At 51.3% G+C, this 17308-nt stretch carries 10 protein-coding genes and 1 tRNA gene; 2 read left to right on the forward strand and 9 right to left on the reverse strand.

The window, feature by feature from the left end:
- Window positions 1-60: 60 nt before the first annotated feature.
- Window positions 61-137: transfer RNA gene (locus BS639_RS23040), tRNA-Met, on the forward strand.
- Between the two features lie 109 nt (window positions 138-246).
- Here BS639_RS23040 and amiC read toward each other — a convergent pair.
- Window positions 247-1497: an N-acetylmuramoyl-L-alanine amidase AmiC gene (gene amiC, locus BS639_RS23045; protein ID WP_084984442.1), complete on the reverse strand. Its 1251-nt coding sequence runs from the start codon at window positions 1495-1497 to the stop codon at window positions 247-249.
- Between the two features lie 224 nt (window positions 1498-1721).
- Between amiC and argA the strand changes: the two genes are divergently transcribed.
- Window positions 1722-3047, forward strand: coding sequence for an amino-acid N-acetyltransferase (gene argA, locus BS639_RS23050; RefSeq protein ID WP_084984443.1), 1326 nt, complete (start codon window positions 1722-1724; stop codon window positions 3045-3047).
- Between the two features lie 78 nt (window positions 3048-3125).
- On the opposite strand, the gene recD is transcribed toward argA, so the two are convergent.
- From recD to BS639_RS23090, 8 genes are all read right to left on the reverse strand, one after another.
- A complete protein-coding gene (recD, locus tag BS639_RS23055) occupies window positions 3126-5006 on the reverse strand; it encodes an exodeoxyribonuclease V subunit alpha (RefSeq protein ID WP_084984444.1) in 1881 nt (626 codons plus the stop codon).
- A complete protein-coding gene (gene recB / locus BS639_RS23060) occupies window positions 5006-8554 on the reverse strand; it encodes an exodeoxyribonuclease V subunit beta (RefSeq protein WP_084984445.1) in 3549 nt (1182 codons plus the stop codon). Before recB ends, recD begins: the two co-directional genes overlap by 1 nt.
- The gene (ptrA, locus tag BS639_RS23065; protein ID WP_084984446.1) at window positions 8554-11439 is read right to left on the reverse strand and encodes a pitrilysin; all 2886 of its coding nucleotides are present in this window, start codon (window positions 11437-11439) and stop codon (window positions 8554-8556) included. The genes recB and ptrA overlap by 1 nt, the downstream gene beginning before the upstream one ends.
- Window positions 11440-11600: 161 nt before the next feature.
- Complete coding sequence (gene recC, locus BS639_RS23070) at window positions 11601-14975, reverse strand: exodeoxyribonuclease V subunit gamma (RefSeq protein ID WP_084984447.1); 3375 nt, start codon at window positions 14973-14975, stop codon at window positions 11601-11603.
- Window positions 14976-15119: 144 nt separating this feature from the next.
- Window positions 15120-15455 (reverse strand): prepilin-type N-terminal cleavage/methylation domain-containing protein, encoded by a 336-nt coding sequence (locus BS639_RS23075; protein WP_084984448.1) that lies wholly within the window; start codon window positions 15453-15455, stop codon window positions 15120-15122.
- Window positions 15424-15948, reverse strand: coding sequence for a YgdB family protein (locus tag BS639_RS23080; RefSeq protein ID WP_055772986.1), 525 nt, complete (start codon window positions 15946-15948; stop codon window positions 15424-15426). Before BS639_RS23080 ends, BS639_RS23075 begins: the two co-directional genes overlap by 32 nt.
- Window positions 15945-16544, reverse strand: coding sequence for a prepilin peptidase-dependent protein (locus BS639_RS23085; protein WP_084984449.1), 600 nt, complete (start codon window positions 16542-16544; stop codon window positions 15945-15947). Before BS639_RS23085 ends, BS639_RS23080 begins: the two co-directional genes overlap by 4 nt.
- Entirely contained in the window at window positions 16538-17128 is a 591-nt protein-coding gene (locus BS639_RS23090) for a prepilin peptidase-dependent protein (RefSeq protein WP_324615974.1), read from the reverse strand. The genes BS639_RS23085 and BS639_RS23090 overlap by 7 nt, the downstream gene beginning before the upstream one ends.
- Between the last annotated feature and the right edge of the window lie 180 nt (window positions 17129-17308).

Raw genomic sequence — 17308 nt, forward strand, 5'->3', positions numbered from 1 at the left:
CCGCAACCAACTGACTGAAAGCATTAAAGTAGTAAAAAGTAATAGACTGTAGTAGACGGACGCGGGGTGGAGCAGCCTGGTAGCTCGTCGGGCTCATAACCCGAAGGTCGTCGGTTCAAATCCGGCCTCCGCAACCAATCTACTGAATTTTATACAAAGTCTGTTAAAAACAAGCACCCTTCAGGGTGTTTTTTTTTGCCTGCAATTCAAAGAAACGCTTACGCCACCGAGCGTTGAATCCTCTACTCAGCGCCTTGCCAACATACCGCCTTCGGCAAAATAAGCGTTAATTCCTGCCAAGATCGATTCCGCTATCTGCTGCTGAAAATGGGAGGTCTTCAATTTTCGCTCTTCATTGACGTTGCTGATAAAAGCCGTCTCTACCAGAATCGACGGAATATCGGGGGCTTTTAATACCGCAAATCCTGCCTGATCGACTTTATGCTTGTGCAGATGATTGACCCTTCCCATGCGCGTTAGCACTTCTTTACCAAACTTCAGACTGTCAGTGACAGTGGCCGTTTGCACTAAATCAAATAAAGTATGGTCAAGATAGCGGTCACCGCTTTTACTCACGCCGCCAATGCTGTCTGACTCATTCTGAGTCTGCGCCAGGAAACGCGCGGCCGCGCTGGTTGCGCCTTTGGTTGAAAGAGCAAATACGGAGGAACCGTGCGCGGCGCGGTTGGTGAAGGCGTCGGCGTGAATCGAAATAAACAGATCTGCACGCAGTTTGCGCGCCTTTGCGACCCGAACCTTTAACGGAATAAAAATATCTTCGTTGCGGGTCATATAAACCGTCATGTTGGGCTGTTGTTTAATGAGTTTTTGCAAACGCCGGGCAATCTGCAGCACCACGTCTTTCTCACGCGTTTTATATTTCCCAATCGCCCCCGGGTCTTCACCGCCGTGACCAGGGTCGAGCATAATGACCAGCGGGCGCTCGTGCCCTGCTTTACCGTCTTTCTTTTTCTCGGGCGGTAGGGTTCTTGCCACGTCTCCGCGGTTGTAGTCCTCTAATAGTGCCAACAGCGGGTCATCCTGCTCACCGCTGCTGTTTTTAAAAGGATAAAGATCGACGACCAAGCGATGACGAAACTCTGCAACGGGCGGAAGAGTAAACAGGTGTGGTGCAGAGGTTTGCTTTAGCTCCACAACCAGCCTAACGGTGGATTTATTGAACTGCCCTACCCGCAACCGCTGAATATAAGGGTCACTGGCGTTAATCTTTTCACCCAATCCCTTAAGCACCGAGTTGAGCTGAACGTCTTCAATGTCCACCACCACACGCTGCGGATCTTGTAACATAAACTGCTTATACTTAAGCGGCTGGCTCGACTCCAGCGTAATGCGGGTATAGGTTGATGATGGCCAAACACGCACCGCAACAACGTGCGAACTGGCTGCCGCACCCACGCGCGTTACGCTCAACAACCATGATGCTGCAACGCCCTGCAGAAGAAGACGTCGGCGAGAATTATGTTGTTCGTCAGGCATGTAGTCTCAAAGATATCAAAAGATGAGTAAAAGTAACAAAACGCAATAGGACGAACTTTAACGAATCGCCCCTCCCCTGTCATCCTTTGTATTGTCAGGATTTTTCAGTTTTTTGATTGTTAGAAATAATTGAATTTCAAAAACAGAGATTTCTTACTTGCCACAGGGTCATAAAAGAATAAAAATACAAAAATTACGAATAAAAATGCAAAAGAGGTTTTGCCGTGAAGGAACGAAGCACTGAACTGGTCCAGGGTTTTCGCCACTCAGTTCCCTACATTAATGCTCACCGGGGTAAGACTTTCGTTATCATGCTCAGTGGTGAGGCCATCGAACATGAGAATTTCACAAACATAGTCAATGACATCGGGCTGTTGCACAGTCTGGGCATCAGGCTAGTTGTGGTTTATGGCGCACGTCCGCAAATCGACACTAACCTGTCTGAGCATAACTATGAGCCGATTTATCATAAAAACACCCGCGTCACTGACGCCAGAGCTCTGGAGTTAGTGAAGCAGGCCGCTGGCCTTTTGCAGCTTGATATCACCGCGCGGCTCTCAATGAGTCTCAATAATACGCCGCTGCAGGGTGCGCACATTAACGTTGTGAGTGGCAACTTCATTATCGCGCAGCCACTGGGCGTGGATGACGGCATCGACTATTGCCACAGCGGGCGCATTCGTCGTATCGACGAAGAGGCAATTCACCGCCAACTCGACAGCAACGCGATTGTCTTGCTGGGTCCGGTTGCGGTATCAGTTACTGGCGAAAGTTTTAATCTGGTTTCTGAAGAAGTTGCCACCCAACTGGCTATAAAGCTCAAGGCAGAAAAAATGATCGGCTTTAGCGCCGAACAGGGCGTTATTGACAGCGAAGACAACATTATCTCGGAACTTTTCCCGAACGAAGCGCAGGATTTTATCGAGAAAATTGAAGAGCAGAAAGACTACCAGTCCGAGACTGTGCGCTTCCTGCGCGGTGCAGTTAAAGCCTGCCGCAGCGGCGTACGCCGCAGCCACCTGATAAGCTATCAGGAAGACGGCGCGCTTATTCAGGAACTGTTCTCGCGCGACGGTATCGGTACGCAGGTGGTGATGGAGAGTGCTGAACAGGTGCGTCGCGCCACAATAAATGACATCGGCGGCATTCTGGAACTCATACGTCCGCTGGAGCAGCAGGGCATTCTGGTGCGCCGCTCCCGCGAACAGCTGGAAATGGAAATCGATAAGTTTACCATCATTGAACGCGATAACCTGACGATCGCCTGCGCAGCGCTCTACCCGTTTCTCGATGAAAAGATTGGGGAAATGGCCTGCGTGGCTGTGCATCCCGACTATCGCAGTTCGTCGCGCGGTGAAATGCTGCTTAAACGCGTAGCCAGCCATGCCAAACAGATGGGTCTGACCCGCCTTTTCGTGCTGACCACGCGCAGTATCCACTGGTTCCAGGAACGCGGCTTTAAACCCGCCGACGTCGACGTTCTACCGATTCAAAAACAAGAGATGTATAATTACCAGCGACGTTCAAAAATCCTGATTGCAGATCTCTAATGGCCAAACGGTCAAATAAGAGACAAAAAAGGCGGAATGACTATCATCCCGCCTTTTTTTATCATTTTGCCGCTGCCGTTAGCGAGAGGTCAGCCGCTCAACCAGGCCGCTACGCCTTTGTGTCGGCGTACTAATTGCCTTGGCTAAAACCTTTTCACTGGCATAAAGCGACAGCTGTCGCTTGGCGCGAGTAATGGCTGTATAAACCAGCTCTCGCGTTAATACCGGTAAGAAATGGTTAGGCAGCACCAAGAGCGTGTGCTCGAATTCCGACCCCTGCGACTTGTGAACCGTCATGGCATAGGCGGTATCATGCACCGGCAGGCGGCTCGGCTGTACAGACTTTATTTGGCCGTCAGGCAGTTGAAAATAAACCCTCAGCTCACCTAGCTCATTACGTAGAGTAATGCCGATATCCCCGTTAAACAGCCCAAGCGCGCTGTCATTGCGGCTGATCATGACCGGCCTTCCGGCATACCAACGCCCACCCAGTCCAGTTGGGCGACGAATTAGCCCGTGACGCTGTAGCAGTTGCTCGATGCGCTCATTTAATCCAGCAAGGCCAAACGGCCCTTCACGCAGGGCACAAAGCACCTGAAATTCGCTAAAAGTCTTCAGTATCTCGGCAGGTGGCGCGGCATTAACCACCGCCTGTAAATAGGGGCGATAACCCGCCACACAGGCATTGAGCAATGATTGAAAATCATCCGTTTCGTTGAGTGGGAAACTGGCTACGTCGGGCAAATTTTGAGAAAGCACCCGCCGGGCTGCGTGGCTGTCGCCGGAATTAACCGCTGTGGCTAGCAGACCAATGCCCGACTTAGCACCAAATCGGTAGCTTTTACGCAGCAAACATAGCATATCTCGCACGCTGGCTGCGTCTGCACGTTCAGTGCCTTCAAGCTGGCAGCCGGTTAATCGCGTCAACTGCGCGGCGCGCGCCGGACTGTAACCCTGTTCGGCGAAACGGCAAATGTCACCCAGTACGGCGCCAGCCTCTACCGAAGCCAATTGATCTCGGTCGCCAAGAAAAATAACGCGAGCCTGCGCCGGCAGCGCTGCTATCAGTCGGGCCATCATCGGCAGGTCAACCATCGAGGCTTCATCGACCACCAGCACATCGAGGTGTAGCGGGTTTCCCCGGTGATAACGCATTCGCTGGCTATTAGGCTGTGCGCCAAGCAGTCGGTGGAGCGTTGAAGCTTCATCGGGGAACTGTGCGCGCTGAGCTTCAGTGAGCTCAAGCCTTTGGCTGGCCTGCCCTAGTGACTCCGTCAACCTTGCTGCTGCCTTGCCGGTTGGGGCTGCCAGTTGAATACGTAAGCGGCTCTCGGGGTTGAGTTGCACCAATGCGGCCAAAAGTTTGGCAACCGTCGTCGTTTTCCCGGTTCCAGGCCCACCAGAAATAATGGCAATACGGCGGGTCACCGCCACGGCAGCAGCCACTTTCTGCCAGTCAATGTCGTCGATACTGGCCGGGCCAAACAGCGGGTCAAGCACCTGACGCAGCCGCCCTTCGTCCACGAAAACTTCACTATTTTGCTTAATCGAATCAAACTGCGGCGAGGCGTTTTCATCAATGAAGAACGCGGCAACCTGGCCTTCATCCTGCCACATTCTTTGCAGATATAGACGCTGCTGTTGCAGCACCAGCGGCGTAGCGTGGGTTCCATCACTCACCGCCGAATGCTGTTGCAGCAATTCTAGCCATGCGGACTCATCGGGCTCACCGGCCGCTAACCACATCGCGCTCGCTAATCCCGGAAAGCGGCCTTCAAAAAGCCTCTCCGGTTGCAGTTCATTAAGGCGTAAACATACGTGACCGCGTCCTGCTTCAGCACTGAGGCTGGCGGCGGCAAGCATCATTGCCGGATTATCACCCGCCACCATGCGTGCAAACTGCACGTCCAACGCCCGCAGCGCACCTAGCGCCATTGCCTGTTCATACAGTGCAATCATTACACTACCTCCTGCGGCAAAGGCAGGCCTTTAAACAGCGCGTCCATCGACTTAATAAATTCCTCGCTGGGGCGGTGACGGAAAATGCCGTTGTCAGGATGCTCGGCATCTACGCCGCGCAAAAACAGATAAATGACGCCACCAAAATGTTGTTGGTAGTTATAGTTTGCTAATCGATGCTGCAAATAGCGATGCAGGGCCAGCGTGTACAGTTGATATTGAAGGTCATACCGGTGCTGAGCCATCGCATTTTCCATGGCCGACTGTGTATAGGCACTGCTGTCTTCGCCCAACCAGTTAGACTTATAGTCGAGCAGGTAATAACGCCCTTGCCAACAGTAAACCAAGTCAATAAACCCCTTTAACATGCCGCGCACCTGCTGAAAATTTAACGGTGGGCACTGTGCAGAAAGGCTATCGTGCGTGCGCGCCAAAGCATCAAGCTGCTCGGATTTAAGCAACCCATCAATCGGCAAATAAAATTGCAGTTCGGACTGATGTTGCGACGGGTCCAGCGCACTAAGCGACATCTCATGGTCGTCAAGCGGCGTGGTCAATACCGTATTGACCCACTCCTCCAACACTGGAAGCCACGCGGCGTCATAGCCCTGAGCCTCCAGCATCTCCTGCAACCAAGAGGTCTCCACCGGCTGACTAAAATCGATTTCCTCAAACAAACTGTGCAAGAAAGTCCCGGGCGCTGCACCACGAGGGAAACTGTGTGGCGTCATTTGTGGCTCGCTGTCCTGCGGCTGTTCGCCGGCGGCGTCAACATCCAGCTTCGGTAAAAGATCTTGAGCCAGCACCGACCCGTGCTGCTGTAAACCCGAATAACTGGTCACTCGCCAAAAATCAGCAATAGTGCGGCTTAGCTGCGCTGCGACAAGCTGTGGAGACTCAACAACCGGCGGGATCCACACCGTTTGCTCATTACCTCCGGCAGGTGAAACTGCAATATTTTCATCAGCCAGAGTCTGTAAACACTCAGCAAGATAACCTGCGTCACCCGGCTGTCCGTTTTGAATCAAATAACCCAACGCACCAAGGTGTATATCGGTCTCCCCCTGTTTTTTCCGATTACCCTGCATCAATGGCGCTATGCCGAGACTGCAGTGATAAACAGATCGGGTGAGTGCGACATAAAGCAGACGTAAATCCTCCGCCAATCGCTCTTCTTCGGCCAACTGCAGGCTGCCTTCATCCTCACTCAAATCAAGCAGTGCAGCGAAGCTGGTACGGTCATGGTAAAGACCTTTCTGTTGCTGACGGAAATTACTGATAAAGGGCAGCCAGACCAACGGGTACTCCAGCCCTTTTGACTTGTGGATTGTGACAACCTTAACCAAGTGTTTGTCACTCTCAAGCCGTAGCTGCTGGCTTTGTGACTGTGCATCGGGTTGCGCTATTTGCTGAGCCAGCCAGCGTACAACGGCGTGTTCACTGTCGAGCTGTGCCGCCTCCTCCTGCAACAGTTCACCCAAATGCAGAAGGTCGGTAAGTCGACGCTCACCTCCTGGATTAGCCAGCAAGTCTTCGGCAATATGGCGGCTCATGATAAGACTTTTGAGCATCGGCAGTACGCCTCGCTGTAACCAGCGTTGACGGTAGCTGTCAAACTCATCCACCAGTTTGTCCCAGGCAAGTTCGTCCTGACTGAGCGCATCCAGAGTCAATGCGTCCAGCCCCATCAGACCGGTTGCCATGGCGCTGCGCAACGTTCTTTCATGCTCCGGCGTCAACACAGCCTGCAGCAGCCAAAGTACATCCATGGCTTCAGGGGTATCAAACACGCTGTCTCGATTTGAGAGATACACCGAAGGAATATTGAGCGTCGCAAGCGCATCACGGATCAGTGCAGCTTCGCGGCGACTACGAATAAGGATAGTAATATCAGAAGCCTGTACGGAACGACGCTTATCTCCCGACACCAGCCACGCCTGCTGCTGCTGACCAGCCGTGAGCCAGTCACGAATCTGAGCAGCGCAGTGCTGCGCCATAAACTGCTGATAATCATTTACACCAACGCCTTCTCCAGGCTGCAGCCAACACTTCAGCCCAGGCTGTATTTGTCCATTGAGTTCAAAGCAAAGCGCGGCATTTTTAGGCGCAGGCTGCACCGAAACAAAGGGGATTTCCGAGAACAAAAATGGTGACGGCAGCCGCGAGAACAGCTTATTAACACTATTTACCATGGCAACGGACGACCGCCAGTTGGTGTCCATAGTGTAATGAGCACTCACTTCAGACCGAGCACGCATATAGGTGAAAATGTCCGCCCCACGGAACGCATAAATCGCCTGCTTGGGGTCACCGATTAGCAGTAATCCACACGCGGGCTGATTCCCGTAAAGGCAGTGGAAGATACGATACTGCTGCGGATCGGTATCCTGAAATTCATCAATCATTGCCAGCGGATAACGCTGACGTATTGCCTGAGCCAATAGCTCGCCCGCAGGCTGACGCAGTGCATTATCAAGGCGACTTAGCAGGTCATCAAATCCCATCTCGGCGCGCTGACGCTTCTCTTCGGCAATTGAGCGACGTATTTCATCTAACGCGCGGGCAATAACCAGATCACGAATGCTCAGTGGCTCTTCGTAAAGAAGGTCTATTGCATTAAAAACGGTGTGCTCTGGCGGCTGCCCTTTCTTGGTTTTCTCAAACAGTATCGACTGCCGAAAACGCTCAAGTTCTTTCGGCAACGTGTAACTTTCGGTCAGTTGAGAGGCCCATTCACCGACCGAGGCCAGCCAATTAGGCAGATAACGACTGCTGTAGCTGCGCTTGTCGATGCCTGACTGGGTGATTACACTCTCAAAGTCCGCGGCACCCAGGCGCCATTGCTGTTTAATATCATCAATTCTATCAACGATCCGCTGATGACGACTGTCGAGCGTTTCATTGCTATCAGGGGGAAAGCGCAACTGCGGTGCTTCGCCGTGAAGATAAGATGAAAGGTCGGCAAGCAGCGCTTCCGGCCCACTCCACTCCTGCGACACCGCGCGTGCAATATTCAAAGGCAGTGGATAACAGTAGCGCCGCCAAAAATCGGCACAGGCCTGACGGCGCAGCGGTAGTTCATCCTGAATCAACGTTTGTTCAAAAAGAATGCCGGATTCAAACGCATTGTGCATCAGCATACGCTGGCAGAAGCCGTGGATAGTGTAAATCGCCGCCTCGTCCATCTGCCGCTCGGCAGCCAACAGGGTTGAGGCCGCCTCAGACAAATCGATGATTTCAGTCATTAGCACGGTCAGCACTGGGTTGTTGCTTTCACCGCGAATGCAGGCCAGCCGCAGCTCGTGAATATTGCTGCGTATACGGCCGCGCAGCTCCTCGGTTGCCGCCTCGGTAAACGTCACGACCAGAATTTCTTCTACGGTGAGTCTGCGGGCAAAAGCCGCCTCTTTACCCAAACCCAGCAGCAGTCGCAGGTAAAGCAGAGCCAAGGTAAACGTTTTTCCGGTACCCGCAGAAGCCTCAATCAGTCTCTCGCAAGACAGCGGCAAATTAAGAGGATCGAGCCTGTGCGGGATTATTTCTGTCATTATTTATCAACCTGATATGGAAAGGTTTTTTGTAAACTTGAGGTTGTTGGATAGGTTTTCCAACCCACAGGGGCGGCGTATTCTGGCGTCTTGCTGTCATTACCAGAAACCTGTGAAAGCATGGCGAAGCCCGTTTGGCTAATAACCGCCTGATGATAGAAGTCTGCCAGCTCTTTTTGCGTCAGCCCCTGAATTACGGCAATCACTTTTTCACGCGTATTAAATTTATCGTTGCCACGACTTAAGTCTTCACTAAAGCGCCCTACCTCTTCGCCCATGGTTTGCGGACGCTGCTGCATCTCGTTCAGCAGCCCCTGTTTGTACTGAGCAAACTCGCTGTCCTTCATGGCACGGAGCCGCTTTTCAGCCTGAGGGTAAAACGCCAGATAGCGCTGATAGAGGTATTTGGGCTGCTTGCTATTACTTTGCAGCAAGAATCCGATTCCCCACTGCTTACCCACTGGCATAGGAAAGGCAAACACCGCATAACCGAGCTGTTCCTGAGTGCGCAGTTGGCTGTAGAACCAAGGCTGAATAATTTGCCCCAGTAAGGCGCAGTAGCCCATGCTTCGGACTTCATCATAGCCGACTGGTACGTAGACCGCCGCGAGCGCAGAGTCAGTCGAGGTGCCCACTCGCTGCATATTGACCTTTTGACGATGGTTAACAATGATATTGCTGCCACGCCACCACTTAGTGCCCTGCGGTTTTATTTTGTCCTTAATATTATTGACCATTTTTTCAACCTGAGGCGCGGTCATGTTTCCCATCACCAAGACTTCCAACGCGCCCTTATCAAGCAAACTTTTGCGATAATCAATAACCTCCTGCAGCGTAATGCCTTTGACCATTTTTTCGCGTACTTCACGTTCGCTGTAAGGCAATCGAGAAATCAACTGTACCGGCTGCAGCGCGAGCTCAAAGGCTTTCCCCTTGTCAGCGGCTGCCAGGCGCTCCAGATACCAGGACTTGGCCTGCTCCAATTGCTCGGTAGTGGGCACGACTTTGGGATACTGTTCAACCAGTTCGCTTAGCAAATCGGGAAGATGATCCGTAAAGCCATTGGCATTAAACTCCAGACCGTGATCAGGAGAGGTTGAGAAACTGATGCCACCAATCGAGGCCTGGTAGCTCAGTTGGTCAAATGCGACGCCGGTCAGATAGTCATTAAGGCCATATAACACCTGCTTTCTGGCCGAATCTAAGGACTGTTCACTGCGAAACGCCAGCGTTACATCGGCTTTCGGTTCCGAAGAGAAATATCGGCTCGGCATGTAGAGCACACGCAGCCCTTTTTGATTCACAATTAATGTCGGGCGGGTTTGGTCAGCGTTCTTGTTCACCACCTCAAGATTTTCAGGAATATACGGATTCAGCAACGGTAAAGATAAGCTGACCTGTTTTTCCAACTGCCGCCATTGGGTAAAATCATTGGCAGGCACTTTATCAACCTCATAGGGTGCATCAACAAAATAGGCCATTTTGTTGTGCGGTTCATTAGGGCTAATAATCCAGAAACGCGCTTGCTCAGGGGTCAGTGAATCAAGGCGATTATCAATGGCCTGAGGATCAAATCGGTCAGCAATATAGGGAGAATCCAGCACATGGTCGACCGGCACACGCACCATAGTGTCAACCAGCCATTCCACGTAGTCCATATTACGAGTCACTGCCGGATAGCGGAAGTCCAAGGCCAGAACGTGGGCAATTTCGTCAAAATACTCTTTTTTGACGCCCTGTGAACGGATAAGCGATAAATAGTTGAAAACCGCCGCAATCACGCGATCCTTCTCGGCCAGACCTTTTTCCGTGAGGGAAACTGAGATAGCAAAAACTCCCATATTACCCTGCACCATCGGGTCGGCACCTGCACTTATACCGTCCGACAGACCCTGTTTTTGCAGCCAGTCAGACAACGTGTTTTTGCTGCGATTACCAATCAAATAACTTATATAAGTATCGGTTTTACTGCGAAAAGCAGCGCTATTGTTGTCGATAGCAAACTCGATTCGTAGCTGTTTTCGAGGCTCGGCAGGAACATAGTGAATAAGGATCCCCTGCTGTTCCGGCGTGACACTGGAAACGGTTATTGGCGGAACCTTGGCGTTGTGATTAGCTATTTTCCCAAAGGTATCAGATGCAATCTGTGCCAGTTCCGGCAGCGGTTTATTGCTATAAATCACCCCAACCATGAGATTAGCGGAGTAATAACGATTGTAGAAAGCCACCAGCGCATCGTGCAGGTTATTTCCTGGCTTATCTTTAAGCGTATCAAGATTGCCCCCCGCGTAGCGCGACCCAGGATGCAGAGGATTGAGCGTTTCGGCTCTGACCTGCCCCATACGCATGCCATCTCTTGAACGCGCCATCGTCAACTCGGCATTCACCGCATTACGCTCTTTGTCAGCATAATTAGCGTCAAGCAGTGGCTCACCCACGGCATCGGCAAGACGGTCGACGGCTTCTTTCAGGGCATCATTTTCAACTTCGAGATAAAACGCCGTGCGATAAGACGCCGTGCTGCCATTGTGGCTACCACCGTGCATTTTCAGGAATTCGGACAGGCTTTCAGGTTTGGGGTATTTCTTTGACCCCATCAGCAGCATATGTTCGGTAAAATGCGCTAACCCGAGTTGTCCGTCGGGGTCTTGAAGCGAGCCCACCGAGACTGCCAGCGCGGCCAGTGATTTACTGGCGTCAGCATCTGAAACAAGGAGCACCGTCATACCATTGGCGAGTTTTATCCCCTGATACTGACGTGGATCGTTTTGGCTTTTATGTATTGTTTCTGCAATTGGTTGCCAGTCTGTTGCGGACCAGACTGCGGGGGCCCAAAACGTCAACAACAACAGTAACCCGCTTACACGGGTAAGCTGTTTCAACATTACCTGTCTCCCTTGGTTTGATATGAAAAATTCAGGCTAAAGAGTCGAAAGTGTGCGAACCCGTAACCAAAAGCATCGTAAATAACTCAGACCCCGTCAGAGGCAGATAGTTTTTTATAACGAGACAGCATTAAAACCATTCCGTTTTTTCTGCCATTATATTAAGCCAGATTATGTTGAACTACCGGCAAAAGAAAGCGCTCTGATTCACGGATGATGGCATCGATGTTTTCATTATCCAGATGACGCATGGCGCGTTGCACATAAGGGTCTTGTCCTTCGCCCGGAACTCTGGCATCACCCTGCCAGGCCTGCACCAACTTATTAACGGCTTTGGTTTGCAGCTCGACCTCTGGGCTGATAGTGCCTGTCTGGGTATCGAAGCAGACATCGAGCCATGCCCAACCACTTTTACTCAATAGTTTTAGCGGCGAACGTAGCCCTTCTCTGTAACCGGCAACCAGTATCTCCAGTTGGCTCAACGCGACGTCTGGCTCAAGAGTAGCGTAGCGAAAAGCCGAGCCGCTACGACCAAACATTTTGCTTTCACCCTTACCACCGCTGGCGCAGTAAACCACGTGCTCAATCCACAGCAGCAGGCCATCTCGGGCCAGCAGTACCGCAGGCCGCCACCGCAATAGGCCATCATCCTGAACCTGATGCAGCCAGCCGGTCAATTGGCCGTCGGCCAGTTGAAGGGTCAACTCTATACTGCTGCTTTCGGCGCGGGCCTCGCTAACTCGGTCTGCGAGTTCAACCATCTCATCACACTGTTTCTGCCAGTAAATCTCGCCGAAAGGCCCATAGGGCAGTCCGCCGGAGGCTTTTACATGGCTAAACAGAATAGCGGGATCCTGTCGCTCAATAAGTGCGTTCAATAGTTGGGTATTCAACTGATAGCGATTCAGATTATCGAGGATAAAAGGCTCTTCATCCGAAAGCTCCGTCTCTTCAATAATAAAGCTCACGTTCAGTCGCATCTGGAAAAAAGCCTTAATAGGATGGCGATAAAAACGAAGCAGATTATCCAGCGATACATCACCTAGCGGCAAAGCCTCGAGTGGCTGATTAAAATCAGTTACCGCGCTACCTTCTCCGCCGGCGGCGGGCAGCCACTCGGCTGCATAACTCTGCATCTCACTCTGGTTATCGAAATTAGTGGCGTCAAACGGCGTTCTCGAATGCCAATGCTCAAGATGCTGACGTAGCCTTTTTTCACTGTCATCGGCGTTGCGTTCGCGGTCCTGCTCCAGGCAGTAGCTCTGTCCAATATACTCAAGCAGTTCACTCACCAGCACGGAAGGATAGCGCTCACTGTTATCTTGAATTGAACGCCCTATGTAGCTGATATACAGCCTGTCCTGGGCGGAAAGCAGTGCCTCCAAAAACAGGTAGCGGTCATCGTCGCGACGGCTGCGATCGCCCCGTTTAACCTGTCGGGCCATTAAATCGAACCCCAGCGGCGGTAAAGTACGAGGATAAATACCGTCGTTCATGCCGAGCAGGCATACGACCTTAAATGGGATGGATCGCATCGGCATCAGCGTACAGAAGTTGATAGGTCCGGCAAGAAAGCGCTGACTTATGCGTTCTTGATCGAGTCTTGAGGCCAGTTCATCGCGAAGAATAGACAGCGGAACTTCATCAGGATATTGCGCTGCGATACCTTGGTTAATCACCTTTTGCCACTGCTGCTCAATCAATGCGAGGGCCACTTCTGTTTCACCTTCTGGGGAGAAAAAGGTGTTGAGCAATTCGTGGCATACGGATAGCCAATCATTTAGCGAACGAGACTGCGCAAGGCGAATACGCCACTGACTCAACTGCATCAATAGTTCGGCAAGATGTCCGGCAAGCTCGGCTGCAAGTCCCGTAGATTCATCATAGGGCAGCACACCCTGCCAGTCGCCCGCGCGGCTGTCCATTGCATAGCCCAGCAACATGCGCGTAAGACCAAAATGCCAGGTGTGCTGGCCGGTAGCAGGAAGCGCCAACTCACGCACATTATCGTCGTCTAGTCCCCAGCGGATCCCCGACTCGCCCACCCATTGACGCAGCAGGCGCAGGCCATCTTCATCAATTGAGAAACGCGTGGCCAGAGCAGGAACTTCTAATAGCCCGAGCACCTGTTCGGAGGTGAAGCGGCTTAATGGCAGGTCAAGCAGGGAAATGAACGCCTGGAGTGCCGGATGAGACTGGCTGGCCTTACGGTCTGAAATTGCAAAAGGCAGGTAACGGTCTTTCGGCGCATTGCCAAATACTGCCTGAATATAGGGTGCGTAACTGTCGATATCCGCAACCATCACAATAATATCGCGCGGCGTGAGGCTATCGTCGTTGTCCATCATCGCCAGCAGATTGTCATGCAATACTTCAACTTCGCGCTGGGGGCTGTGGCAGATGTTCACGCTGACAGAGCGGTCTTGCGGCTGCATAACGCGTTTCGTTTTACTGCTTGCTAGTGTCTCTTTTGTCATGCCAATAACGGCATGGTCTTCAAGATCAAGCATGTCCTGCTGAAGTGCATGCAGCAGGGTTTCATTCCCTACATCAACAAAAGCATGCACTTCCTGAATATCATCAACCTGAGACAGCAAATACATATGGTCGCGCCCCAGCTTTCCCCAAGATGCTAACAGCGGATTACTGAGGTTTTGCTCGCCCTCTTCATTGAAAAGCTGCTGAGCCAAATCAGGTTCGCGAAACAGCGATGTTTCGACTGATTCAAGATAGTGACGGCGTTTGCGGCTCTGCAAACGCGCGAGAAAAGCATAGTTTTGAATATCGCCCCAATAGTAGCGGCAGGGGTTAGTAAACATCAGATGAATATCAATGTGCTTACCCAGCGCCTGGAGTGCTTGCAAATAAACCGGCGGTAGCGCTGAAATACCACAAATGAATACTCGTTTCGGCAACCCCTCCGGGCAGACATCAGTACTGTCTAGCGCATGAATAAAACGCTCATAAAGATTGGCCCTGTGCCATTCTGGCTGCTGAAGCGCGTCGGTATATTCACACAATGCGCGCCACAGCGGAGCCTGCCAAAGCTGTGAGGCGTCAAGCTCTTCTTCAACCAGCTTTCCCTGCTGCCAGGTTTTCAGCCATTCTGGCCGGTACACCAGATATTGGTCGAACAGGTCGGCAACGCGTGCGGCCAGCTGATGAATTTTTCTTTTGTCACCATCGTCGGTCAAATAGTGTTGCAGTGCGGCAAACTCCGGCTCTTCAAGCTTGCCGGGCAGCAGCCACATCAGCTTCCAGGTCATTGCGTCTTTACTGAAGGCGCTCTCCTTGGGGATCCCGGGCAGCACTTTGGTGAACATATCCCAAATAAACGTTGCCGGCAGCGGAAAAGCTATCTGTGCGGCAATACCAAAAGTCTGAGCGAGTTCCATTTGTAGCCACTGCGCCATTCCAGGGCTTTGAACCAGTATCACTTCTTGATGAAAGAGGTTATCAAGAGGACGCCCTTCAATCAGGCGAGTAGTCAGTATCTTGAGAAGATCTAACTGATTGGAATGGTACACAGTAAACATAGCCGTTTCCTTGAGGCTCCTTAAGGAGCAAATTTCTTCACGCTAGAGGCTCCCAGCGCTGTTATCAGGCCGGATAATTCATACTTTACCCACCCGCTCACTCAAAGCAAAGAAAGGTGGGTAATAAACCGTTGTTAAGACTGATTAATCAGCGTCAGGCCGACAAATCCAGCGACTTAACTGGCTTGTGTAGCGCAAAGGTGTTTCTACGCTGACGGACACTCTTTGGCAACGTTCAGTTGCCTTAATGTCCGTGATGTGCACGCGCCAGCCGTTTTGTTGCAACTCTTTCGCTTTGCCCGTTATGGCGAAACTTTCAAGCTGCTCGTGTGCTTCACTCCAGGCTTGACGCACCTGCCATTGGCGGCTAAATCCTTGGCTCAGTGACTGGTAATATTGCAGCAGCCCCAGAAGAGAAACTGAGAGTAACAGTGTAGCTATTAGTGTTTCAGGTAAACTTAATCCTTCCTGTTGGCTCATCCGCGGGTTCCTTTTCGCTGCATTTAGTTTCGTCCTTGAGCGGGCAAAAATCGAGCCAGCCATCTTTAATGGCAGACAGGCGTATTTCACCGGGATTTATAATTTTCAGCGTCGCCAATTGGTATAAAAACACTGATTCTACGGCAACACCTTTCCCCTCACCGCGCACGACGTAATAGTCAGCAAGATCGGCAGGTTTAAAACAGCTGCGCAGTTCAGAATTTGCCGAGCTATCATCAGGTTGCTCTGCGCATTGCCATTGATTATTAGCTTGCAACGCCCAGCGGCGGCTTATTCCCCAGTTGAGCGATGACGCGGCTAGCTCCCAAGCGACGAGATGATTCTTTTCACTGCGTGTTAATGAAAGCGCTGCGTTCAGGTGTTGATTAACCGTATTTAGCGCAAGCAGGCCCAAGGTCATCATCATCATAATGGTCAGTATTAGGGCACTGCCGCGTTGACTGGCCTCATTCGACTGCCTCGACTTTTTCATTGTACTTTTACGACCGTATTGAGCCTGCTGCCCACTGAAGTATTTTTCTTCCAATTCGCCCGCATCTCTAATACCAGCAATTTCCCCCCCGAATCACCGATAACCGTAGAAAGCTGAAACTGTGAAAACTCGACTTCAGTAGGGTCTAACATTCGCTCCCAGCCGGAACCGTTGCACTGTGTGACACCGCGCTGGCTTTCCAGCATTCGGTTGCGCAGCCGATAGCCAAAATATTCTGATTCACTCTGGCCGGCGGGCTCCCAGCGCCCGTTTCGATTAAGGTCATAGGCGACGATGATGCAGGAGTTTTTAGCCTCACCGCTGGCCTGTGTAATCACTATTGCCCTGCCGTTACATTTACCGACACAGAAACCTGCACGCCTAAAATCTTTCTGCAGAGTTAATGCCGTCTGTCGCAACAGTTGATCAAGCTGGTAGTGCTGACTCAACTGCTGCGTTCGCTGTCTTAGCATCGGGAAAAACTGCATCGCGCCTAAAATAAGCACACTGCCAATACCCATTGCCAGCATCGCCTCCGGCAGGGTAAAACCCTTTTGATTAACGCGACACGAAGTAAGATCTCTAGCCTTTAACATAGCGCAATCCCGCCTATGCTCTGCGTTTCGCTGCACAGTCTCAATCGCCCTCTGCTCGAAAGGATCACTCGAATCGTTCCCGCGGAGTTGTACAGACTAATATGCCCAGACTGCGCCATGTTGCGTAGACCATAAAACCCCATAGTTTTTTCCGAATACGCCTTAACAGAAATATCTGGCGCGGTGAGTTGAAATATTCTCGCCTCGTGGGGCTGACATTGATCCGGCTTGACTCCGCTCCCCACGCAGCCCCCTTTTCCATCGATGACCCACAGCAACCGAGTCTGGTTACTGCGGTAAGCCATAGATTGCATCCCAGTTAAATAAATGCGAAGACGCTGAACCTGTTGCTCTAGCTGCATTCTTTGCTGATGTTCACGCCACCCCTGTAACGACCACAGCCCCAGCATGGCTATAAGAGCCAGGACTAGCATGATTTCTATGAGGGTCATTCCCTGCTCTCTTGATGAAGTATCAATATCCATGAGGCGAGTGTAGGGGGGAAGGTAAAAAATTAAAACAGGAAGAAAGAGTCGCTTTGGCACGTCTCGTAAATAATAAAACCCACAGACAACAGCCGACATGATTCTTGGAACGGACCTCCCATTAATTCAATAAAAAAAATAAAACATGAAAAAAAATCAATAATCAGGTCGCTTGAAAAGCCTACAATAAAAAATACAAAACAATTCCATTGAATTATTTTAATTAAGTTTAATTCTGATGAAAAAACTCGCAAACAAGTGTAAGGTGCACTTCATACG

It is taken from the genome of Rouxiella silvae (assembly GCF_002093625.1).
GTDB lineage: Bacteria > Pseudomonadota > Gammaproteobacteria > Enterobacterales > Enterobacteriaceae > Rouxiella > Rouxiella silvae.

Coding starts and splice junctions, on each gene's coding strand:
- ptrA (WP_084984446.1), bottom strand. CDS start 11,439: ATGTTGAAACAGCTTACCCGTGTAAGCGGGTTACTGTTGTTGTTGACG.
- BS639_RS23080 (WP_055772986.1), bottom strand. CDS start 15,948: ATGAAAAAGTCGAGGCAGTCGAATGAGGCCAGTCAACGCGGCAGTGCC.
- BS639_RS23090 (WP_324615974.1), bottom strand. CDS start 17,128: ATGTCGGCTGTTGTCTGTGGGTTTTATTATTTACGAGACGTGCCAAAG.
- BS639_RS23075 (WP_084984448.1), bottom strand. CDS start 15,455: ATGAGCCAACAGGAAGGATTAAGTTTACCTGAAACACTAATAGCTACA.
- recD (WP_084984444.1), bottom strand. CDS start 5,006: ATGATTGCACTGTATGAACAGGCAATGGCGCTAGGTGCGCTGCGGGCG.
- recC (WP_084984447.1), bottom strand. CDS start 14,975: ATGTTTACTGTGTACCATTCCAATCAGTTAGATCTTCTCAAGATACTG.
- recB (WP_084984445.1), bottom strand. CDS start 8,554: ATGACAGAAATAATCCCGCACAGGCTCGATCCTCTTAATTTGCCGCTG.
- BS639_RS23085 (WP_084984449.1), bottom strand. CDS start 16,544: ATGTTAAAGGCTAGAGATCTTACTTCGTGTCGCGTTAATCAAAAGGGT.
- amiC (WP_084984442.1), bottom strand. CDS start 1,497: ATGCCTGACGAACAACATAATTCTCGCCGACGTCTTCTTCTGCAGGGC.